The organism is Bradyrhizobium sp. AS23.2, assembly GCF_001908185.1.
Lineage (GTDB): Bacteria > Pseudomonadota > Alphaproteobacteria > Rhizobiales > Xanthobacteraceae > Bradyrhizobium.
The window spans coordinates 61008-83571 of sequence record NZ_LGHM01000147.1; the positions used below are offsets into that span (position 1 = coordinate 61008).

Genomic DNA, 22564 nt, shown 5'->3' on the forward strand with positions numbered 1-22564 from the left:
GCCGCCAGAGGAGGTAATCATGGATGACACTTCGAAGTGCCCGTTTTCGGGCGGAAAACCCACGCGGGTGAACCGCGACTGGTGGCCAACCCAGCTCAGCATCGAGGTGCTGCACAAGAATTCCGGCTTGTCCGATCCGATGGGCAAGGACTTCGACTACGCCAAGGAATTCAAGACGCTCGACCTTAACGCGGTCATCAAGGACCTGACCGCCCTGATGACGGATTCGCAGGAATGGTGGCCGGCCGACTTCGGTCACTACGGTGGCCTGATGATCCGCATGGCCTGGCACAGCGCGGGCACTTACCGCATCACCGACGGTCGTGGTGGCGCCGGCGCCGGTCAGCAGCGGTTTGCTCCGCTCAACAGCTGGCCCGATAACGCCAACCTCGACAAGGCGCGCCGCCTGCTTTGGCCGATCAAGCAGAAGTACGGTCGCAAGATTTCCTGGGCCGACCTGATGGTGCTCGCCGGCAACGTCGCGCTGGAGTCGATGGGCTTCAAGACGTTCGGCTTCGCCGGTGGCCGCGCCGACGTGTGGGAGCCGGAAGAGCTCTATTGGGGTCCCGAAGGCACCTGGCTGGGCGATGAGCGCTATAGCGGCGAGCGCCAGCTCGCTGACCCGCTCGGCGCTGTGCAGATGGGCCTCATCTACGTCAATCCGGAAGGGCCGAACGGCAAGCCGGATCCCGTCGCCGCAGCGAAGGACATCCGCGAGACCTTCTTCCGCATGGCGATGAACGATGAGGAAACCGTCGCGCTGATCGCTGGCGGCCACACCTTCGGCAAGACCCACGGTGCGGGCGATCCGTCGCTGGTCGGTCCGGAGCCGGAAGCGGGCGCGCTTGAAGATCAAGGCCTCGGCTGGAAGAGCAAGCACGGCACCGGCGTTGGCGCTGACGCGATCACCGGCGGTCCCGAAGTCACCTGGACGCAGACCCCGACGAAGTGGAGCAACCACTTCTTCGAGAACCTGTTCAACTACGAGTGGGAGCTGACGAAGAGCCCGGCAGGCGCGCAGCAGTGGAAGGCCAAGGGTGCCGACGCATCCATTCCGGATGCGTTCGACAAGTCCAAGAAGCATCTGCCGACGATGCTGACGACCGACCTCTCGCTCCGCCTTGATCCCGCCTATGAGAAGATCTCGCGGCGTTTCCTCGAGAACCCGGATCAGTTCGCGGACGCCTTCGCCCGCGCCTGGTTCAAGCTCACCCATCGCGACATGGGTCCGATCCAGCGCTATCTCGGCCCGTTGGTGCCGAAGGAGACGCTGATCTGGCAGGATCCGATTCCGGCCGTGAATCACGAGCTGGTCAGTGATCAGGACATCGCCTCGCTGAAGACGAAGATCCTCGCGTCGGGCCTCTCGGTGTCCGAGCTGGTCTCGACTGCCTGGGCGTCGGCCTCGACGTTCCGCGGCTCGGACAAGCGCGGCGGCGCCAACGGTGCACGCATTCGCCTCGCGCCGCAGAAGGACTGGGAGGTGAACCAGCCGGCTCAGCTCTCGAAGGTCCTCGGCAAGCTCGAAGCGATCCAGAAGGACTTCAACGCCTCGGCCGGCGCGAAGAAGGTCTCGCTTGCCGACCTGATCGTGCTCGGCGGCACCGCCGCGGTCGAGAAGGCCGCCAAGGATGCCGGCGTCGACGTGAAGGTCGCCTTCACGCCGGGCCGCATGGATGCCTCGCAGGAGCAGACCGACGTCGAGTCCTTCGCGCCGCTGGAGCCGCGGGCCGATGGCTTCCGCAACTACGTCGGCAAGAAGCATCAGTTCCTGATGCCCGAAGAGGCCCTCGTCGATCGCGCGCAGCTGTTGAAGCTCTCCGGGCCTGAGCTGACCGTGCTCGTCGGTGGCCTGCGTGTGCTTGGTGCCAATGCGAACGGTTCGAAGAACGGCGTTCTCACCTCGAAGCCGGGGACGCTGAGCAACGACTTCTTCGTCAACCTGCTCGACATGGGCACGCAGTGGGCGCCAGCTGCCGACGGCACCTATGAGGCCCGCGACCGCAAGACCAACGCGGTGAAGTGGACCGGCACGCGCGCCGACCTGATCTTCGGATCGCACTCGCAGCTCCGCGCCTTCGCCGAGGTCTATGCCTCGTCGGATGCGAAGCAGCAGTTCGTGCAGGACTTTGCCAAGGCCTGGACCAAGGTGATGAACCTCGATCGGTTCGACATCGCGGTCTGATCCAGAAGCTCAGCAAGCGACAAACAAAAAAGGGCGGCCGAGAGGCCGCCCTTCGTGTTTCTGACCTGGTCGCGAGGCTTACTCGCCGGCCGCTTCGCGCGGAGCCTGCTGGCCATCAGCCGGCTTCTCCTTGCCCTCGAGGTCTTCGCCGGTGGTCTGGTCGACCACCTTCATCGACAGGCGGGTCTTGCCGCGGTCGTCGAAGCCGAGCAGCTTGACCTTGACCTTGTCGCCTTCCTTGACGACGTCGGAGGTCTTCTGCACGCGGTTGGCCGCGAGCTGGCTGATGTGGACGAGACCGTCCTTGGAGCCGAAGAAGTTCACGAAGGCGCCGAACTCCATCACCTTGACGACGGTGCCGTCATAGATCTGGCCGACTTCCGGATCGGACGCGATCGATTTGATCCACTTGATCGCGGCCTTCATCGCCTCGCCGTCGCTGGAAGCGACCTTCACGGTGCCGTCGTCCTCAATGTTGACCTTGGCGCCGGTCTTCTCGACGATCTCGCGGATCACCTTGCCGCCGGTGCCGATCACTTCACGGATCTTGTCGGTGGCGATCTTGAAGGTCTCGATGCGCGGCGCGTATTCGCCGAGCTCGGCGCGGGCCGCGGTCAGGGCCTTGGCCATCTCGCCGAGGATGTGGATACGCCCGTCCTTGGCCTGGGCCAGCGCGACGCGCATGATCTCCTCGGTGATGCCCTCGATCTTGATGTCCATCTGGAGCGAGGTGATGCCCGCTTCCGTGCCGGCCACCTTGAAATCCATGTCGCCGAGATGGTCCTCGTCACCGAGGATGTCCGAGAGAACCGCGAAGCGCTTGTCCTCGAGGATCAGGCCCATCGCGATGCCGGCGGTCGGCCGCTTCAACGGCACGCCGGCGTCCATCAGCGCGAGCGAGGCGCCGCAGACCGAAGCCATCGAGGACGAGCCGTTGGACTCGGTGATCTCCGACACCACGCGCGTGGTGTAGGGGAACTCGTGGTGCGGCGGCAGAACCGGGTGGATCGCGCGCCAGGCCAGCTTGCCGTGGCCGATCTCGCGGCGCTTGGTGCCACCGAGACGGCCGGTCTCACCGACCGAGTAGGGCGGGAAGTTGTAGTGCAGCAGGAACGTTTCCTTGTACGTCCCCGACAGCGCGTCGATGTACTGCTCGTCCTCGCCGGTGCCGAGCGTGGTCACGACCATCGCCTGGGTTTCGCCGCGGGTGAACAGCGCCGAGCCGTGGGCGCGGGGCAGCACGCCGACTTCGGCGACGATGTTGCGCACGGTCTTGGAGTCGCGGCCGTCGATGCGCTTGCCGGTGTCGAGGATGTTCCAGCGAACGATCTTGGCCTCGAGCTCCTTGAACACGCCGGCGATGCGCAGCTTGTCGTATTTCGGCTCCTGCCCTTCGGGGAAGTAGTGGGCGATCACCTTTTCCTTGACCTTGCCGACTGCGGCATAGCGATCCTGCTTGACCGGAATGGCGTAGGCGGCGCGCAGCTCCTGCTCGACGAGGCCGAGCATTTCCTTCTCGAGCGCGGCATTGTCGATCGCGGTGACTTCGCGCGGCTCCTTGGCGGCCTTCTCGGCGAGCTCGATGATCGCGTTGATGACCGGCTGGAAGTGGCGGTGACCGAACATCACGGCACCGAGCATGATGTCCTCGTTGAGCTCCTTGGCTTCCGATTCCACCATCAGCACGGCGTCGGCGGTGCCGGCGACGACGAGGTCGAGCTGGGTGTCGACCATCTCGTCGAGCGTCGGGTTGAGGATGAACTCGTCATTGGCGAAGCCGACGCGGGCTGCGCCGATCGGGCCCTTGAAGGGCGCGCCGGACAAGGTCAGCGCGGCGGAGGCGGCAACCAGCGCCACGATATCGGGATCGTTCTCCATATCGTGCGACAGCACGGTGGCGATCACCTGGGTCTCGTTGCGCCAGCCGTCGACGAACAGCGGACGGATCGGACGGTCGATCAGGCGGGAGACCAGCGTCTCCTTCTCGGTCGGACGACCCTCGCGCTTGAAATAGCCGCCGGGAATGCGCCCCGCAGCGTAGGTCTTCTCCTGGTAGTCGACGGTCAGCGGCAGGAAGTCGACGCCTTCACGCGGCGCCTTCGCCGCGACGACGGTGGCGAGCACCACGGTCTCGCCATAGGTGGCCACGACGGCGCCGTCGGCCTGGCGGGCGATCTTGCCGGTTTCGAGCTTGAGAGGGCGTCCGCCCCAGTCGATCTCGACTGAATGCTTATTGAACATAGAGGTCTTCTTTCATGGGTTCTCGAAAGAAGGGACGGCTCGAAAAACAAAAACCATGCGCAAGATTGCGGGACGCTGATCGAAGCGATGATCAGCGTCCTGCGATCCTGCCATGGTTTTCGGATTTCGGATGGCGTCCATCCTTTCGGGTCATACGGGCGCCTTGCCCGTTGTGCCCAGCCGCCGGATTGCTGCTGGACTGTCAGTTGGCATGAACGCGAACACCGAACCGCGGTCTTCGCCCATCACGCCTCGGATGCGAATCATCGTTGGCTCGCACCCGACGTGCACGCAGCCTCGATCAAAAACCTTTAAACAAACGCTTTCGTTCGAAACCACGCGCGAAAACGCGCGCCAGTGGCGCGCGCAGGAACACTTAACGACGAATGTTGTGCTTCTCGAGCAGCGCCTTGTACCGCGCCTCGTCCTTCTTCTTCAGGTAGTCGAGGAGCGAGCGGCGGGTAGAGACCAGCTTCAAGAGGCCGCGACGCGAATGGTTGTCCTTCACGTGGGTCTTGAAATGGTTGGTGAGGTTGTTGATGCGTTCCGAAAGGATCGCGACCTGAACCTCGGGCGAGCCGGTGTCGCCGGCCTTGGTGGCATTCGTCTTGATGACTTCCGCTTTGCGTTCTGCGGCAATCGACATCGTCAATTTCTCTCGTTGCGACCGGGGCTGGCAGTCAGGCCGGTCAGGTTGAACACACGCTTGGGGATGATTTCGCCATTGCCAACTTCAGCAAGCGCGAGAAGCCGGCCTGCCACCGTGACATAGACTGTGCCGCTACAAGTGGGCGCATCCCGTCCGCGCAACAAAACGGCCTGGCCCCGATGGAGCCTTGCCGCATCAGCCCGAGTGACGGCCAGTGCCGGGATGTCGTCCAGCGCGGTCTCAACGGGCAAAAGCGCGTCGGCGAGGCTGCCCTCGCCGGACGCGGCTCTATCGCACAAAGCCTCCAACTGATCCAGCGGAATCATGTCGTTCTCGCCAAATGGGCCGACCAGGGTCCGCCGCAGCGCGCAGATATGGCCGTAAGTGCCGAGAATCCGGCCCATATCGCGGGCGAGCGCGCGGACATAGGTCCCCTTGCCGCACTCGGCCTCGAACACGGCCCGGTCGTTATCTGGTTGATCCACAAGGGATAATTGGTGAATTTCGACCGGGCGGGGTGCCAGTTCCACGACCTCGCCGTCGCGGGCGAGGTCATAGGCGCGTTCGCCCTGGACCTTGATCGCGGAATAGCGCGGCGGGATCTGCTCAATCACCCCCGTAAAACGGGGCAGGAGGGCCAGGATGGCCTCCCGGGTCGGGCGCTGGTCGGAGGTCGCGGTCACCCGGCCCTCGATATCGTCGGTGTCGCGCTCCTCGCCCCAGCACACGGTGAACTGGTAGCGCTTGCGGCCGTCCATGACGAAAGGAACCGTCTTGGTGGCTTCGCCGAGCGCGATCGGCAGGCCGCCGGAAGCGAGCGGGTCGAGCGTGCCGGCATGACCAGCGCGCTTGGCGTTGAACAGGCGCTTGAGCACCGCGACGGCCTGTGTCGAGGTCATGCCGATCGGCTTGTCGAGCACGACCCAGCCATGGACGTCACGCCGGTCGCGGCGCGGCTGGTTGCCTTTCTGCTGCCTGGCGCGCGGGTCGTTGTTGACGCGGCGCGGCTCCTGGTGCGGTTGAGAATTGCCTCCCAAATCCGCAAAATTATTTTTCTGCACGTCGCGCTGATCGGCCTGTTCGCCGCCGATCGTGCCGTGAGCCGGGTCCATCGTCATTGTTCTTCTTCCCGATCCGAATCCGGATCCTGTTCCAGGTCCTTCTGCACCGCAGGTGTTCGCAAAAGCTTCTCGATCCGTTCCGCTTCGTCGAATCGTTCGTCGACGCGGAAGCGAAGGTCAGGTGCAAATTTCAGGTTAACGCGCCGCGCGACTTCGCCGCGCAGGAATTTCTTGTTGCGATCGAGCGCAGCGATGACGGTCTCGGTGTCGCGGCCACCGAGCGGCATCACGTAAACTGTTGCGAGTTTCAGGTCGGGCGACATCCGTACCTCCGGCACGGTGATGATGTGACCTTCGAGGTTCGCATCATGCACATTGCCTTGCGCCAGAATCTCGGCCATCGCGTGGCGAACCTGCTCACCGACGCGCAACTGACGTTGCGAGCCTCCGGGTGCGGAACTCTTCTTCTGATGGTGGCGTGGCATGGTCGAAAATCACCTCGTCGTGCCCGCGTTTGGGACACGAGCATTGTCATTTGTCCTGTTGAAACGAATGAGGCGCGGATGGCCGGGAAAAATCCGGCCATCGCACTCCCGCAATTTCAGTTCAAAAAGACCCGGGCGCTTCGGTAAGATTTGGACTTACAGGGAGCGCTGGATCGTCTCCACGCGATAACACTCGATCACGTCACCGGCACGCATGTCGTGATAGTTCTCGAAGGCCATGCCGCATTCCTGGCCGGCCTGGACTTCCTTCACTTCGTCCTTGAAGCGCTTCAGCGTCGACAGCTTGCCTTCGTGCACGACAACGTTGTCGCGGATCAGGCGCACATTGGCGCCGCGTTCCACGGTGCCGTCGGTGACGCGGCAGCCGGCGACCTTGCCGACCTTGGAGATGTTGAAGATCTCCAGGATCGCGGCATTGCCCAGCATGGTTTCGCGCAAGGTCGGCGCGAGCAGGCCGCTCATCGCCTTCTTCACGTCGTCCACGAGGTCGTAGATGATGTTGTAGTAGCGGATTTCGATGCCGTTGCGCTTGGCGGCTGCGGCCGCTTCCTTGTTGGCTCGAACCGAGAAGCCGATGATCGCGGCATTGAAGCCTTCCGCGAGCGTCACGTCCGATTCCGAGATGCCGCCGACGCCGGCATGCAGGATGCGGGCAGCGACTTCGTCGGTACCGAGCTTCTCCAGCGAGCCGAGGATCGCCTCCAGCGAGCCCTGCACGTCGGCCTTGATGATCAGCGGGAATTCCTTGCGGCCCGCCGTCTTCAACTGCGACATCATCTGCTCGAGCGAGCCGCGCATGCCGGAGATCGAGGCTGCCGCGTTCTCGCGCTTCTGGTGCGCGCGGTAGCTGGTGACCTGACGGGCGCGGGCTTCGTTCTCGACCACGGCGAGACGATCGCCGGCTTCCGGCGGACCGTTGAAGCCGAGCACCTCGACCGGCACCGATGGACCTGCCTCCTGCACCGTCTCGCCCTGATCCGAGATCAGCGCGCGGACGCGGCCCATCTCGGCGCCGGCGACGATGATGTCACCGACACGGAGCGTGCCGCGCTGGACCAGCACGGTCGCGACCGGACCGCGGCCGCGGTCGAGCTTGGCCTCGATCACGGTGCCTTCAGCCGGACGCTCCGAATTGGTCTTCAGGTCGAGCAGTTCGGCCTGGAGCGCGATCATCTCGAGCAGCTTGTCGAGATTGGTCTTGTTCTTGGCGGACACCTCGACGTCGACGACTTCGCCGCCGAAGGATTCCACCTGCACCTCATGCTGGAGCAGCTCGGTGCGCACGCGCTCGGGCTTGGCGTCGGGCTTGTCGATCTTGTTGATGGCAACGATGATCGGAACGCGCGCCGCCTTGGCGTGGTTGATGGCTTCGACCGTCTGCGGCATCACGCCGTCATCGGCCGCAACCACCAGTACGACGATGTCGGTGACCTTGGCGCCGCGGGCGCGCATCGCGGTGAACGCAGCGTGGCCGGGCGTGTCGATGAAGGTGATCTTCTTGCCGCTCTCGGGCGACAGCACCTGATAGGCGCCGATATGCTGGGTGATGCCGCCGGCTTCGCCGGAGACCACATTGGCATGACGAAGCGCGTCGAGCAGCGAGGTCTTGCCGTGGTCGACATGGCCCATCACGGTTACGACAGGCGAGCGCGTCTCGGTGTCGCTGGAATCGTCGACCTGGTCGAACAGGCCTTCTTCGACGTCCGACGCGGCGACGCGCTTGACGGTGTGGCCCAGTTCTTCGGCAATGAGCTGCGCGGTGTCGGCGTCGATCACGTCGGTGATCTTGTGCATCGCGCCCTGCTTCATCAGCATGCGGATGACGTCGACCGCGCGCTCGGACATGCGGTTGGCGAGTTCCTGGATGGTGATCGCTTCCGGAATGATCACCTCGCGGATGAGCTTTTCCTTCGGCTCGTTCGAGGCGTGACCCTTCAGGCGCTGGGTGCGGCGGCGGAACGAGGCGATCGAACGCTCGCGCACGTCGTCGGCATTGAACGCGGTGACGACGGTCAGGCGGCCGCGCTCCTTCTGCGGGCCGGGCTTGTGAGTGGTCTTGGGGGGCGGTGCGGGACGCGCGGCGCCGCCGGGGCCTCGACGGATCTGGCGCGGACCCTCGTCCTCGTCCGGTCCGGCTGCGACTGCGGGCGCGCGACCCGCCGGGCCAGCCGGCCGCTGCGTGGTCGTTCCGGGCCGTGCTGTCGTTGTTCCCGGGCGTGCGGTCGTGGTGGTTCCGGGCCGCGCCGCGGGCGCTCCGGGCCGCGGCGCAGGAGCGGCCGGGGCAACGGTAGCAGGGCGCGGGGCCGATGCCGGCTGCTCGCCTTCGCCAAAACGCTTCTTGGCTTCGGTCTCGGCCTTCCGCTTGGCTTCTTCCTCGTGGCGATGGCGCTCTTCCTCGGCCTTGCGGCGGGCTTCGGCGGCTTCGCGCTCGGCGCGTTCGGCGGCCTCGCGGACAGCGCGGCGCTGGGCCTCTTCCTCGGCCTGGCGGCGCTCTTCGACCTCGCGCACTTTGGCATCGGCCAGCGCGCTGGCGCGGGCAGAACGTTCGTCCTCGGTCAGCGTGCGGAGCACCACGCCGGATCCGGAGTTGCGCGGCTGGGCCGGCGGCGGAGCCCGACGCGACGGAGCGGGCGCAGCCGGTGCCGGCTTCGCAATCTCGGCCTGCGGCTCGGGGCTGCCGTCGATGCGGCGCTTGCCGCGCTTCTCGACCACGACCTGCTTGCTCCGGCCATGGCTGAAGCTCTGGCGCACAGTGCCCGTTTCGACGCGCGGCTTGAGCGATAGCGTCTTGCTCGGAACGCTCAGCTTCTTGTCGCCAGGGGTCTTGGTATCAACCATTCAGCAGTCCTAATCCTGATCTTGTTGTCGTTGTGCGTTGCCGCACCGTCACATCGGTTCGTCGTTGTCTTCAGAAATCCTGGCCGTGCTTTTCGGCAGTCTTGTCATCGTCCGCCATCCGGTATCGGACCAGCATCTGGCTACGTGACAGGAATGACTTGCTCGCCGGGCCGGCGAGCAGGGCAGCATGTATCACATTTGACCGGGTCAGTGCCAAATCCAATTCTATCGATTTCAGTGCGGTGACGACGGGAATCTGCGGCTTGGCGCCACGATTTCCGTCATTTTGATGCGCCAACACGTCCAATTTGCGGATTCCGTCCGCGGCCCCGTCGCTGGCATGGATCAGGACCTCGACCGTGCCTTCCCTCAGGGCGCTCTCGACCTTGCCGAAGCCGGCCACGACCTGGCCAGCTTTCGCGGCAATCCCAAGAGCTTCGGTCACGCTCCGGACCAGGAGCGCCTCGACGTCGGCGGGAAGCGTCTGGGGAATGCGCAGCTCGCGCTTGAAGGCTTTGTTAAATTGGTGACGCCGAACGGCTTCCGCAACCGCCTTTCGCGAGGCGGTGATCCACATGCCGCGTCCGGGCAGCTTGCGCTTGAGATCGGGAACTACGTCGTTCTGGGGCGAAATGACGAAGCGGATCAGTTCGTCGATCGGCCGGACCTCACGACTGACCGCGCACATCCGCATGGTCGCGGACCTTTCGGTCCGCGGCCCATGGTCGAGTTCGGGGTCAATGCTGGCGAGCATCCGGGCGACATCCTCCTTAGCCCTTAAACCGGCTGATCTTCGGTCGCCTCTGCCTCTTCAGCGGGCTTGGCGAGATCGGCCTCGGTGATCCAGCCGGCCTTGACGCGGGCCTGCATGATCATCGCTTCAGCATCGTCACGGGAGATGTCGATCCCGTCGAGAGCACCCGGATATTTGGTCTGCTCGCCGCCTTCCTTGCGTTCGGTCCAGCCGACCAGGTCGTCGGTGGCGCAGCCGGCGAGGTCGTCGACCGTCTTGATGTCGTTCTCGCCGAACTTCACCAGCATCTTGGAGGTGACGCCGGGCACGTCCTTGAGGGCGTCCTCGACGCCGAGTTCCTTGCGCTTGGCCTCGAGCTCGGCTTCCTGCTGCTCGAGATATTCGCGGGCGCGGTTCTGGAGTTCCTGCGCGGTCTCCTCGTCGAAGCCCTCGATGCCGGCGAGTTCCTTGACGTCCACCATGGCGAGTTCCTCGACCGAGGTGAAGCCTTCGGACGCCAGCAACTGGCCGACCACTTCGTCGACGTTGAGCGATTCCATGAAGACGCGGGTGGAGTTCTCGAAGTCGGCCTGGCGGCGCTCCGATTCCTCCTGCTCGGTCAGGATGTCGATGTCCCAGCCGGTGAGCTGCGAGGCCAGACGTACGTTCTGGCCGCGGCGGCCGATCGCCAGCGAGAGCTGGTTGTTGGTGTCGGGCACGACGACCTCGATGCGCTCGCGGTCTTCGTCGATGACAACCTTCGAGACTTCGGCCGGCGCCAGCGCGTTGACCACGAAGGTCGCGATGTCGGGCGACCAGGGAATGATGTCGATCTTCTCGCCCTGCAATTCGTTCACCACCGCCTGCACGCGCGAGCCTCGCATACCGACGCAGGCGCCGACCGGATCGACCGAGGAATCGCGGGAAATCACGCCGATTTTCGCGCGCGAGCCGGGATCGCGGGCCACCGCCTTGATCTCGACGATGCCGTCATAGATTTCCGGCACTTCCTGCGCGAACAGCTTCGCCATGAACTGCGGATGGGTGCGGGAGAGGAAGATCTGCGGGCCGCGGGTCTCGCGGCGGACGTCGAAGATGTAGGCGCGGACGCGGTCGCCGTTGCGGAACACTTCGCGCGGCAGCATCTCGTCACGGCGGATGATGGCCTCGCCACGGCCGAGATCGACAATCACGCTGCCATATTCGACGCGCTTGACGACGCCGTTGACGATGTCGCCGATGCGGTCCTTGAATTCCTGGTATTGCCGGTCACGCTCGGCCTCGCGCACCTTCTGCACGATCACCTGCTTGGCCGATTGCGCGGCAATGCGGCCATATTCCAGCGGCGGCAGCGTGTCGGCGATGGTGTCGCCGACCTGCGCGCCGGGATTGGCGCGCTGCGCGTCCACCAGCGAGATCTGGTTGGAATGGTTCTCGACCTTGTCGACGACCAGCATGTGGCGCGACAACCGCAGCTCGCCCTTCTTCGGGTCGATCTCGGCATGGACGTCAGTCTCGCTGCCGTAGCGTGCGCGCGCCGCCTTGGCGATGGCGTCCTCCATCGCGGCGATGACGATGCCACGGTCGATCGATTTCTCGCGCGCAACGGCATCGGCGATCTGCAGCAATTCAAGTCGATTGGCGCTGACTGCCATGGCTAGTCTCCTTCGTCAGGCTCGATCTCGCCACGCCGCGCGCGTTCGGCGGCCAGGCGATGTTGCTTGGTGTTCTTCGGTGCAGGCTTCTTTTTCGGCTTGGTGTTATTGGTCGTCTGTTCGCTGATTTTCGCGTGCGGCGCCTGTGGCGGCTCCAGGCCGAGATTGCGGCGCATCTCGCGCGCCTCGGCCTTGCCGCGGCGCATCGACTCCGCGATCAGCTCGTCGGTCAGCACCAGCCGTGCCTCGCCGATATCCTCCATGGTCAGGAGAACGTCGGGATCGTCGCCCGCCTTGACGTCGTCGCGATGCAGATGCACGCGGTCGCCTTCGACAGCACCGATGGTGCCGCGGAACCGCTTCCGGCCCTCATGGGCGACGGCCATCTCGACCTTCACCAGATGCCCGGAATAGCGCTCGAAATCGGAGCGTCGCACCAGGGGGCGGTCGATCCCCGGCGAGGAGATTTCCAGCCGATAAGCGCGATCAATGGGATCGGCGACATCGAGCACGGGCGACAGCGCCCGGGAAATCGCTTCGCAATCCTCGATCTGCATGGATCCGTCCGGCCGCTCAGCCATGATCTGCACGGTGCAGCCGGCTTCCCCGGAAATGCGGATACGCACCAGACGGTAGCCCATGCCCTGCAGCACAGGACCCGCAACCGCGGAGACCCGTGCCGCGACGCCCGGCTCGACCACGAGCCTCGGCTCGGCCAGCAGTTCGGCATCCGTGGAACCAGTGTTCGGTTCGGTCATATCCAGGGTCAAGGCGCTCGATGGTTAAGGCTTGGTTACGACTGCAAAGCCCGCTTCAGAACTCTCCCGACAGATGGTCGGGCCGGCATCTTCCGCCAAGCCGCGTTCAGGTAATAAAAAAAGAGCGGGTCCTTTCGGGCCCACTCTCACTACGCGGATCGTATGAGAAGATGAATTGGCGCTGATATAGCCCTTTCCACTCTTCCGGACAAGACCCATCGCAGGGGAGACGAGGCTTTTTGCGTCCGGTCTGCTGCCTTCCGCGCAACGCTTCCTTCATCAACCAGGCCTAAATTGCGTGATTGTGGGGCGGCTTGGACCAAGGGCGCACCCGCGGCGTGCCCTGTTCGAGTTGCGTTTCATGACCGTTGCCACGTCGCTCATTCCCGGATTGGACGATATCGTCAAACGCGGTGACCCCCGGCGTCGCGGCGAGATCGCGCGCGCTATCGCCGAATTGTTCTTCCGGGATTCCGCCAGGCTCCGTCCCGAGCTCATCGATCTCTTCGACGATCTCCTGATCGATCTCGTCCCGCATGCCGAGCTCGCCTCGCGCGTCGATCTCGCAGAGCGCTTCTCGGAGCTGAACAATGCGCCGCGGCATCTGGTCAGTCAGCTCGCCCGCGAAAACGAGATCATGGTGGCGGGCCCCGTGCTGCGCCGCTCGCCCGTGCTCGACGAGGCTGCCCTGGTCGAGATCGCGCGGCTGAAGGGTCAGGGTCATCTGCTGGCGATGACGGAACGCCCCGCCTTGTCGGCCGTCATCACCGACGTGCTCGTCGAGCGCGGCGATCGCGACGTGGTGCGTCGCGCCGCGGGCAATGCCGGTGCGGTGTTCTCACCGGCCAGCTATTCCGAGCTGATCAAGCGCGCGGCGCAGGACGGCGTGCTGACGCTCAAGATCGGCCAGCGCAACGATCTCTCCGGCGAGCACCTGAAACAGCTTCTCGACGGCACGCTCGACGTCATTCGGCGCCGCCTCTCCAGCGTGGTCAATCCCGTGCGCCAGGTCGAAATCAAGCGCGCCATGGCGTCGATCGAGGAGGCTGCTCTGCCGCCGGGGCCGCGACGCGATTTCTCGGCGGCACAGCGCACGGTGCTTTCCTTGCTTCACGGGGGGCATCTCGGCGAGAGTGCACTGCTCGGCTTCGCCAAGGCGCACAAATACGAGGAATCGATCGCTTCGCTTGCGACGATGACCGGCGTCCGCGTCTCGATCCTCGACCGTCTGATCGCGGGCGACCGCTACGATCCGATACTGATCCTGGGGCGCGCGCTGAATCTCGGCTGGCCCACGGTGCGCGAGCTCATCCTGCTGTGGTACGGTCCGCATCGCACGCCGGCCGATGCCGACATCGAGGCCGCGCGCATGAACTTCACGCGCCTCATGCCGACGACCGCCGAGCGCGTCGTGAATTTCTGGCGCAACCGGCAGACGATCTGAGATTCTCTTGCCGGTCATTCCGGGGCGATGCGAAGCATCGAACCCGGAATCTCGAGGTTCTCAGGTGCGCAAATGCGGTCGCGCTTTGCGCGCCCCGGAACGACGGTCATTTCCGCCTGAACCGCAGATACGCCGCCTTGCGGCCCTCGCGCGCGGCCTTCCGGCCGTAGCGCGTCATGGTGTAGCCCGCCCACGGCTGCCGGAAATCGTCAGCGCGTTCCGCGAGCCAGGCGAAATCCGGCGAGCGCGCAAGATGCGACAGCGTCCAGGCGCAGTAATCGTCGATGTCGCAGACGAAACGGAATTCACCGCCCGGCCTCAGCACGCGCGCCATCGCTGCGATCGTCCTGTCCTGGACGAAGCGCCGCTTCCAGTGCCGGCGTTTCGGCCAGGGATCGGGATGGATCAGGTCGATCCGCGACAGCGAGGCCTTCGGCAGCCAGGCCAGCAGCTCGGCCGCATCGCCAGCAAACAGGCGGATGTTGCCGATGTTGGCGGTCTCGATCTGCGCGAGGATCTTCGCCATGCCGTTGACATAGGGCTCGCAGCCGATGAAGCCGGTCGTGGAGAAGGTTTGAGCCTCCGCCGCAAGATGCTCGCCGCCGCCGAAGCCGATCTCGAGCCGCAGGTCGTTCGCCGCGGGATCGAAGATCTCGCTCGCCTTCGCGGGCGCCTCGCTCGCGATGTCGAGCGCAAGATGCGGCAGCAGATGATCGATCAGCTCGGCCTGATGCTGCCTGAGCTTGTGGCCCTTGCGACGCCCGAAGAAGGCGCGCTCGCTGTCATCGCGATCGGGGTCTGATTTGCGCTCGTTCATTGCAGCGTCTGATACAGGCGATAGAGCAGCCGCGCGCGCGGTTCGAGCGACGAGACATAGAGCTGCTCATAATGGGTGTGCGCCCCCTTGCCGTCGACGCCGAGCCCGTCGAGCGTGCCGGTATGGGCCGCCGTGAAATTGCCGTCCGAGCCGCCGCCGGTGTGAGTATCGATCAGCTCGAAGCCGATCTCCGCGGCGAGCGTCCTGGCATGCTCGTACAGCGAGGCGCCGGAATTGTTCTTCTCGTAAGGCGGACGATTGAGCTCGCCCGTGACCTTAACGGTGACGCCGTCCGTCTTCGATTTCAGCCCGAGAATCTTGCCGACGAATTCGTCCGCGTCTTTGAGGCCCGGCACGCGCAGATCGATCTCGGCATAGGCCTCTTCCGGCGTCACGTTGGCACGGGTGCCGCCGCGCACAACACCGACATTGACGGTGACGCCGCGCTTCAGGTCGTTCATCCCTTCCAGGGCCTGGATGACGTTGGCGAGCTCGCGGACTGCGCTGCGGCCGTCTTCGGGCCTTGTGCCGGCATGCGCGGGCACACCCTTGATGAATACCTGGAAGCGTCCGACGCCCTTGCGTCCGGTGACGATCTTGCCGCCCTCGCGCGCCGGCTCCGTCACCAGCACGTATTTGGCCTCGCGCCCCTCCTTCTCGATCAAGGTGCGCGAGGTGGGACTGCCGATCTCCTCGTCGGAGGTGAACATGTGGGTGATGCCGAGCGGCGAACGATCGGCCGTGGCGCAAAGCGCGCGAAAAGCGTGGTGGGCGATGTAGGCCCCGCCCTTCATGTCGTAGATGCCGGGGCCGAACGCGCTGTCGCCCTCGACCTTGAACGGCAGGCGCTCGATGAATCCCATGGGATGAACGGTATCGAGATGACTTAGCACCAGGATACCCGGCCGATCCTGGCCCCAGGTGGAACGCGCGATGAGATGATCGCCGCAGCCGTCGACGCCGGCGACGCGTTCGAGCGTGACAGGCAGATCGCGATAGTGATCCGCAACCATCGAGACCAGCTTGTTGACCTGTTCCGGAGTGTCCGTCGGCGTCTCGATCTCCACCCAGCGGCGGATGCCATCGAGAATAGTTTGAGAATCGAACCAATTGGATTTGGTCATGGACGCATCTGTGCCTTTGAACCGCATCATCTCAGAGAGCGCGCATCAAGGCGCGGCCACAAATGACGACATAGGCCAGATTTGACGCAGTCTCAAATCGGATTGAGAGGCCGCGTCAGCGCTTGTCGGGGCCTTCGCGGGCCGCAATCTGCTCGACGAGATCGACGATCGAGCGGCGCATCTTTGAATCAGTGATTCGCGTGAACGCCTTGGTCAAGGCGAGACCTTCAGACGTGGCGAGGAAGTCCGAGACGTAGGACGGCGAGGCGCCTTCGCTGAAGCCGTCGGGGCCAGGCGTGCCGCTTGGTCCGCCCTCGAACAGGAACGACACCGGCACCTGGAGAATCTCGGCAATCTGCTGGATGCGGCTCGCGCCAACCCGGTTGGTGCCCTTCTCGTACTTCTGGATCTGCTGGAACGTCAGGCCCAAGGCTTCACCGAGCTTTTCCTGACTCATGCCCAACATGATGCGGCGCATGCGCACGCGACTGCCGACATACTTGTCAACAGGGTTGGGCGCTTTCGACATTTCCTCAGCCCTCCAAACACCACCCTTCGGCGCAATCGAATCAACTGCCTGAGGTGTCAGCGACGTCAAACTTCACTCTGATTGGGGAAACATTGCGGAGAAATTCAGCAACGCCCACTGTCTTTTGCAGCCGGTGCAGAATGGGGAGGCCGCCTGCAATCTGTCAACCGGGGGGCTGCGATTGTCAAAGGTTTCCGGCCATTTCGGCAAGGACCGAGCGATCAGGGGTACCGTTTGGCAACACGCCGCCGTACCGCCAGAATCACAGCCAGTGCGACCAGCATGGCTGCGGGGATGTCACCAACTCGCGCATAGATGGTGGGCGAGATTGCGGCGGGCAGGTTTGAATCCAAAATGCCTTCGATTCCGAGACCGAGGCTGGCAACGGTTCGCCCCACCGGATCTATCACCGCGGAGACGCCGGTATTGGCGGAGCGGACCAGCGGCAATCCGAGCTCGATCGCGCGCATCCGCGCCTGCTCCAGATGCTGAAAAGGGCCGGTCGAGATGCCGAACCAGCCGTCATTGGTGAGATTCACGATCCAGCCCGGACGTTCGTTGCGTCCAGCCACCTCGCCGGGAAAGATTGCCTCGTAGCAGATCAGCGGCAGCGCGGGCGGCGCGCCCGGCACCGGCAGCGCATGCCGCACGGTACCGGGAATAAAGCCGCCGCGCATGCGCGTCAGCTGCTCGAAACCGAGCTTCTCCATCAGGTTCTGGTAGGGCAGAAATTCGCCGAACGGCACGAGGTGCAGCTTGTCGTAGACCGCGAGCACGCTGCCGTCGTGATCGATCGCATAGATCGAATTATAGGCGCGCGTGACCGGCGTGCCGGGCGGTAGGTCGGGCGCGCGGACCGAACCCGTGATCAGCACCGTGCCCTTCGGCAGGAGCTCTGCGATCTGCGCCATCGCGTCGGCTTCGCGGGTCAGGAAAAACGGAAAGGCGGATTCCGGCCAGATCAGGATGGTGGCATCGCGCACGCCGGTCGATTGCGGTCCGGAGGCGCGGTCCGACAAGGCCAGGTATTTCTTCATCACCTGTGCCTTGGCGGCGTAGTTGAATTTCGCGTCCTGCTCGAGGTTCGGCTGCATCAGGCGCAGCTTGGCGCCTGCGACCATCGTGGTCGGATGCAGCGACAGGCGGATCGCGCCGAAGATGCTCATGACAATCAGGAGCGCGACTGCTGCGGCCGGCACGCGCCACGCCGGGCCGCGATCGGGCGTGCGGTCGATCAGCGTCGCAGGGCTCGCGAAGATCGTAACCGTCAGGAATGTCATGCCCCACAGGCCGACCAGCGACGCTGTCTGCGCCAGCGCCAGCGGCTCGGACAACGCATAGCCCAATGCGTTCCAGGGAAAGCCGGTCAGCGCGTGACCGCGCAGCCATTCGCTGATGGTGAGGCTTGCTGCGAGCGCGAGCACGCGCGTGGCGTTCTTGGTCCAGAGCAGGCGGGCGAGCGCGAAGCCGATCGCCGTGAAGATGGAAAGATAGGCCGGCAGGCCCAGCACGGCGAAGGGTGTCAGCCAGGCGAACACATCGGCGTCGACGAAGAAGGCATAGCCGATCCAGTAGAGGCCGGGGACGAAATAGCCGAGCCCGAACCAGTAGCCGGTCAGAGCCGCGGCGGGGATGCCGCCAAAACGTCCCCCGCCGGCGCCGTCGATCAGCCAGACCAGCACCGGGAACGTGATGAACAGCACCGGGAAGGCGTTGAACGGAGCCAGCGCCAGCACCGAGAGCGCCCCGGCCGCCATGGCGATCAGCGCGCGCTTCCATCCCCAGGCGAGGATGATGGCGAGGGCGATCTGCCGAAATCGCTGGAACGGGCTCACTGCGGGCCGGCCCCGTCGCTTGGCGGCGGGCTGGGCGTGTCGCTGGAAGGCGGTTGACCGCTCTCCGGCGTGGCGTCGCGGCGCCGGCTCTCGCGCTGGGTGCGTGGCGCGGGACGCTCCTTCCGCGTCGAGATGCGCAGCCGCTTGACGCGGCGCGGATCGGCGTCGAGCACCTCGACCTCGTAATTGCCGGGGCCCGAGATCACCTCGCCGCGCACCGGCAGGCGGCCGACGAAGCTGACGAGATAGCCACCCAACGTCTCCACCTCCTCGCCGGCCTCGCCGGTGACGAAGTCCTCGCCGATCACCGTACGGACATCGTCCAGGCTGGCGCGGGCATCGGCAATGAAGGCGTTGTCGGGCAGGCGTACGATCGAGGGCGGCTCGTCGCTGTCATGCTCGTCGTCGATCTCGCCGACGATCTGCTCGACGATGTCCTCGAGCGAGACCAGTCCGTCGCTGCCGCCATATTCGTCGACCACCAGCGCCAGGTGAATGCGCGTGGCCTGCATCTGCGCGAGCAGGTCGATCGCGCGCATCGATGGCGGCACGTAAAGCAGCTTGCGGATGATGCGCGCATCCTCCAGCGGCAGCGCGAGGTCGACCGCCCGCAGGTCGAGCCCGGCCGGCAGCGGCTTCCTGCGCTTGGTCTTGGCGGCTTCCGACACGCGCGCACGCGCGGTCATGAAGGCAAGCAGGTCGCGGATGTGGACGATGCCGACGGGATCGTCGAGCGTCTCGTTGTAGACGACGAGGCGCGAATGGCCCGCGCTCTCGAAGCGGTCCATCAATTCGCCGAGCGGGATGTCGCGCTTGACCGCGATGATGTCGGCGCGATGCACCATGACGTCGGCGATGCGGCGCTCGTGCAGGCCGAGGATGTTGCGCAGCATGGTGCGCTCGACGGCGGAGAAGCCGGTGTCATCCGGCGTCGTGGCGTCGAGCACGACCTGGAGGTCGTCGCGTACCGAGCCTGCCTTCCAGCCGAACAGCGTGCGGATGGCGCGCAGCAGCCAGCCTTCCGCGGTCGGGCGCATGACCTCGCCGGGCGTCACCACGGCCGGCAAATTCGCCGTGTTGCGCGGATTGTCGTGGGTAGGTTCGGAATCCGGCATCTCAGTGCGTCCCCGGGCGGTCTGCATAGGGGTCGGGAATGCCGAGATCGGCCAGGATCTGCGTCTCCAGCGCTTCCATCTCCTCCGCGTCGTCGTCGTTCTCGTGATCGTAACCGATCAGGTGCAGGAACCCATGCACGGCGAGATGACTCAAATGATGATCGAACGGCTTCTGTTCCTCGTCCGCCTCGCGCCGCATGGTCTCATAGGCGATCGCGATATCGCCGAGCATGCGCGGCGCGTCGCCCGGCTTCCATTCACCCTCCGGCTGGAGCGCGGGAAACGACAACACGTTGGTCGGCTTGTCGATGCCGCGCCAGTTGCTGTTGAGGGTACGGATGCCGGCATCGTCGGTCAGCATGACGGCGACTTCCGCCTCTGCGACGTCTTCGTCGACAGTCTCGGCAGCGGCCGCAACGGCGCGCTGGATCACGGCTTCGGCTTCAGGCTCGCGCTGCCAGCAATCGGCGACGACGAGGATCTCGGTCATGGGAAGATTGGGGTGTGACATTGTGTTGTCTGGGACGGAAGGGCGCCGAGTCGGCGCCCATAGGTCCGGCTGTTGTCTCGTCAGGATTTACCGGTGGCGGGCCGCTGCGGCGAACCTTCGTAGGCGGCGACGATCCGCGCCACGAGCTCGTGGCGGATCACGTCCTCGGCTTTGAAATGAACTTGCGCAATGCCTTCGACACCGCTCAGGAGGCGGGTCGCCTCTGCCAGGCCCGAGGTCTGGCCGTTCGGCAGGTCGATCTGCGAGGGATCGCCGGTCACGATCATGCGGCTGTTCTCGCCGAGACGGGTCAGGAACATCTTCATCTGCATCGATGTCGTGTTCTGCGCCTCGTCCAGGATGATGGCGGCATTGGTGAGCGTGCGGCCGCGCATGAAGGCGAGCGGCGCGATCTCGATCTCGCCGGTCTGCAGCGCGCGCTCGACGATGCGCGCGTCCATGAGGTCGTAGAGCGCGTCGTAGATCGGGCGCAGGTACGGATCCACCTTCTCGCGGAGATCGCCGGGCAAAAAGCCGAGCCGCTCGCCGGCTTCCACCGCCGGGCGCGACAGGATGATCTTGTCGACTTCCTTGCGCTCGAACAGTTGCGCGGCATGCGCGACCGCGAGCCAGGTCTTGCCGGTGCCGGCCGGGCCGATGCCGAACACCAGCTCGTGGCGCTTCAGTGCGCGGATGTAGGAGTCCTGCGCGGCCGTGCGTGCGCGCACCGGACGCTTGCGCAAATTGATGCTGTCGAAGGTGGATTTCGCCGACTTCGCGTCGAACTCGAACAGCGAGCCCTGCGCGATCACGGCGCGGATCGCGCCTTCGACCTCGCCCTGGTCGAGGTCCTGGCCCTTCACCGCCTGGGCGTAGAGCGTCTCCAGCACGCGGCGCGCGGCATCGCAGCCGTCGCGCGTGCCGCCGATCGTGATGTGGTTGCCCTTGGAGTCGACGATCACGCCGAGCCGCCGCTCGATCTGCGCGAGATTCTGGCCGTAAGGGCCGACCAGCGCGGAAACGGCGCGGTTGTCGTCGAAGTCGATGACGACCTGGGTCTCGGGCGGAACTTGCATGTCGCGGTCAAATTTGCGGCTGGGAGCGAAAGAAGACGAATCCGATGCGCTTTTTGGCAAGGGTTCAGGCTCCAGTGGCGATTGACGATAAAGCGGGCTCGCGCGCGGTGCGCGGTGTCACGAGCTCACCGAGAAAGCTGTAGCGCTCGAGGCTGTCGATCCGCACCGGCAGGATCTGTCCGATGATGTCGGGCGAGGCCATCACATGCGCGGGCTGGAGGAATGCGGTGCGGCCGACGATCTGACCCTCCTTGCGGGCCGGACGCTCGAACAGCACGTCGACCGTTGAGCCAATCGCGGCCTTGTTGAAGGCCGATTGCTGGCTGTCGATCAGTTCCTGGAGCCGCTCCAATCGCTGGTCCATCTCGGCGGGGGACACCGTCTCCTGCATGTCCGCTGCCGGCGTTCCCGGCCGGGCGGAGTATTTGAACGAATAGGCCGCAGCGTAGCCGATTTGCGTGACAAGCGCGAGGGTGGCGAGAAAATCTTGCTCGCACTCGCCGGGGAAGCCGACGATAAAATCCGATGAAAAAGCAATGTCTTGGCGCGCGGCCCGGAAACGGTCGATGACACGCCGATAATCATCGGCGGTATGTTTGCGGTTCATGGCGGCGAGAATCCGGTCCGAGCCCGACTGCACCGGCAGGTGCACGAACGGCATCAGGGCACCGAGATCGCGATGGGCTGCAATCAAACTGTCATCGACGTCACGAGGATGGCTGGTCGAATAGCGCAGCCGCGCGATACCGGGGATCTTCGCCAGATGTTCGAGCAGCTTGCCGAGCGGCCAGGTTGTCCCGTCCGGTCCGTCGCCGTGATAGGCGTTGACGTTCTGTCCGATCAGCGTGAGCTCGCGCACGCCGTTGTCGGCAAGCCGTTTCACGTCGTCGACGATCTTCGCCACCGGGCGCGAGACTTCGGCGCCGCGCGTGTAGGGGACGACGCAGAAGGTGCAGAACTTGTCGCAGCCTTCCTGCACCGTGACGAAAGCGGAAATGCCGCGCGCGCGGATCGCGTCGGGCCTGGGCTGGGCGAGGAAGCCGAACTTGTCTGCCGCGGGAAATTCGGTCTCGATCGCGCGGCCTTCGTCGCCGGCGCGCTTCAGCAGCTCCGGCAAATGATGATAGCTCTGCGGGCCGACGACGACGTCGACAACGGGCGCACGGCGCACGATCTCCTCGCCTTCGGCCTGCGCCACGCACCCTGCGACCGCGATCTGCATGGCGCGGCCCTCGCGCGCGGCCTCGTCCTTGGCAACTCGGAGCCGGCCGAGCTCGGAATAAACCTTTTCCGATGCCTTCTCGCGGATATGGCAGGTGTTGAGGATGACGAGGTCGGCGTCCTCGGCGCTGGCCGTCTCCACGAATCCTTCCGGAGCCAGCGTGTCCACCATGCGCTGGGCATCGTAGACGTTCATCTGGCAGCCATATGATTTGATGTGCAGCTTGCGCGGCGGCTTCATGGAACCCGGAATTGAGGTGAAAGACGGCCCCCAGATATAGGCTGGA

At 64.9% G+C, this 22564-nt stretch carries 18 protein-coding genes; 2 read left to right on the top strand and 16 right to left on the bottom strand.

Annotation, left to right across the window (positions count from 1 at the left end):
• The first annotated feature begins 19 nt into the window (after nt 1–19).
• Nucleotides 20–2185: a catalase/peroxidase HPI gene (gene katG / locus AC630_RS29185; protein ID WP_074121900.1), complete on the top strand. Its 2166-nt coding sequence runs from the start codon at nt 20–22 to the stop codon at nt 2183–2185.
• Between the two features lie 78 nt (nt 2186–2263).
• Here katG and pnp read toward each other — a convergent pair whose 3' ends face one another.
• The 8 genes from pnp to rimP form a co-directional block, all read right to left on the bottom strand.
• Nucleotides 2264–4426: a polyribonucleotide nucleotidyltransferase gene (gene pnp, locus AC630_RS29190; RefSeq protein ID WP_074121901.1), complete on the bottom strand. Its 2163-nt coding sequence runs from the start codon at nt 4424–4426 to the stop codon at nt 2264–2266.
• Between the two features lie 376 nt (nt 4427–4802).
• On the bottom strand, nt 4803–5072 hold the full coding sequence (gene rpsO / locus AC630_RS29195) for a 30S ribosomal protein S15 (protein ID WP_008540131.1): 270 nt from the start codon (nt 5070–5072) through the stop codon (nt 4803–4805).
• Between the two features lie 2 nt (nt 5073–5074).
• Nucleotides 5075–6193, bottom strand: coding sequence for a tRNA pseudouridine(55) synthase TruB (gene truB, locus AC630_RS29200; protein WP_074121902.1), 1119 nt, complete (start codon nt 6191–6193; stop codon nt 5075–5077).
• On the bottom strand, nt 6190–6621 hold the full coding sequence (gene rbfA, locus AC630_RS29205; protein WP_074121903.1) for a 30S ribosome-binding factor RbfA: 432 nt from the start codon (nt 6619–6621) through the stop codon (nt 6190–6192). Before rbfA ends, truB begins: the two co-directional genes overlap by 4 nt.
• Before the next feature lie 156 nt (nt 6622–6777).
• The gene (infB, locus tag AC630_RS29210) at nt 6778–9480 is read right to left on the bottom strand and encodes a translation initiation factor IF-2 (protein WP_074121904.1); all 2703 of its coding nucleotides are present in this window, start codon (nt 9478–9480) and stop codon (nt 6778–6780) included.
• A 70-nt stretch (nt 9481–9550) separates the two neighbouring features.
• Nucleotides 9551–10234: an RNA-binding protein gene (locus tag AC630_RS29215; RefSeq protein WP_074121905.1), complete on the bottom strand. Its 684-nt coding sequence runs from the start codon at nt 10232–10234 to the stop codon at nt 9551–9553.
• A gap of 23 nt (nt 10235–10257) precedes the next feature.
• Nucleotides 10258–11868, bottom strand: a complete 1611-nt coding sequence (nusA, locus tag AC630_RS29220) for a transcription termination factor NusA (protein WP_074121906.1) — start codon at nt 11866–11868, stop codon at nt 10258–10260.
• 2 nt (nt 11869–11870) lie between these two features.
• Nucleotides 11871–12626: a ribosome maturation factor RimP gene (rimP, locus tag AC630_RS29225; RefSeq protein ID WP_074121907.1), complete on the bottom strand. Its 756-nt coding sequence runs from the start codon at nt 12624–12626 to the stop codon at nt 11871–11873.
• 361 nt (nt 12627–12987) lie between these two features.
• Between rimP and AC630_RS29230 the strand changes: the two genes are divergently transcribed.
• The gene (locus tag AC630_RS29230) at nt 12988–14070 is read left to right on the top strand and encodes a DUF2336 domain-containing protein (protein WP_074121908.1); all 1083 of its coding nucleotides are present in this window, start codon (nt 12988–12990) and stop codon (nt 14068–14070) included.
• A 106-nt stretch (nt 14071–14176) separates the two neighbouring features.
• Here AC630_RS29230 and trmB read toward each other — a convergent pair whose 3' ends face one another.
• From trmB to miaB, 8 genes are all read right to left on the bottom strand, one after another.
• Nucleotides 14177–14887 carry a tRNA (guanosine(46)-N7)-methyltransferase TrmB gene (trmB, locus tag AC630_RS29235; RefSeq protein ID WP_074121909.1) on the bottom strand — a complete coding sequence of 237 codons (711 nt, stop codon included), beginning with the start codon at nt 14885–14887 and terminating at the stop codon, nt 14177–14179.
• A complete protein-coding gene (locus tag AC630_RS29240; RefSeq protein WP_074121910.1) occupies nt 14884–16041 on the bottom strand; it encodes a M20 family metallopeptidase in 1158 nt (385 codons plus the stop codon). The genes trmB and AC630_RS29240 overlap by 4 nt, the downstream gene beginning before the upstream one ends.
• A gap of 85 nt (nt 16042–16126) precedes the next feature.
• Nucleotides 16127–16540: a helix-turn-helix domain-containing protein gene (locus tag AC630_RS29245; protein WP_074121911.1), complete on the bottom strand. Its 414-nt coding sequence runs from the start codon at nt 16538–16540 to the stop codon at nt 16127–16129.
• A 221-nt stretch (nt 16541–16761) separates the two neighbouring features.
• Nucleotides 16762–18375, bottom strand: a complete 1614-nt coding sequence (gene lnt, locus AC630_RS29250) for an apolipoprotein N-acyltransferase (RefSeq protein ID WP_074121912.1) — start codon at nt 18373–18375, stop codon at nt 16762–16764.
• Nucleotides 18372–19490, bottom strand: coding sequence for a hemolysin family protein (locus AC630_RS29255; RefSeq protein ID WP_074121949.1), 1119 nt, complete (start codon nt 19488–19490; stop codon nt 18372–18374). The genes lnt and AC630_RS29255 overlap by 4 nt, the downstream gene beginning before the upstream one ends.
• A gap of 1 nt (nt 19491) precedes the next feature.
• A complete protein-coding gene (gene ybeY, locus AC630_RS29260) occupies nt 19492–19980 on the bottom strand; it encodes an rRNA maturation RNase YbeY (protein WP_245330551.1) in 489 nt (162 codons plus the stop codon).
• An 80-nt stretch (nt 19981–20060) separates the two neighbouring features.
• Nucleotides 20061–21056 carry a PhoH family protein gene (locus AC630_RS29265; protein WP_074121914.1) on the bottom strand — a complete coding sequence of 332 codons (996 nt, stop codon included), beginning with the start codon at nt 21054–21056 and terminating at the stop codon, nt 20061–20063.
• Between the two features lie 64 nt (nt 21057–21120).
• A complete protein-coding gene (gene miaB, locus AC630_RS29270; RefSeq protein ID WP_074121915.1) occupies nt 21121–22518 on the bottom strand; it encodes a tRNA (N6-isopentenyl adenosine(37)-C2)-methylthiotransferase MiaB in 1398 nt (465 codons plus the stop codon).
• Nucleotides 22519–22564 lie beyond the last annotated feature (46 nt).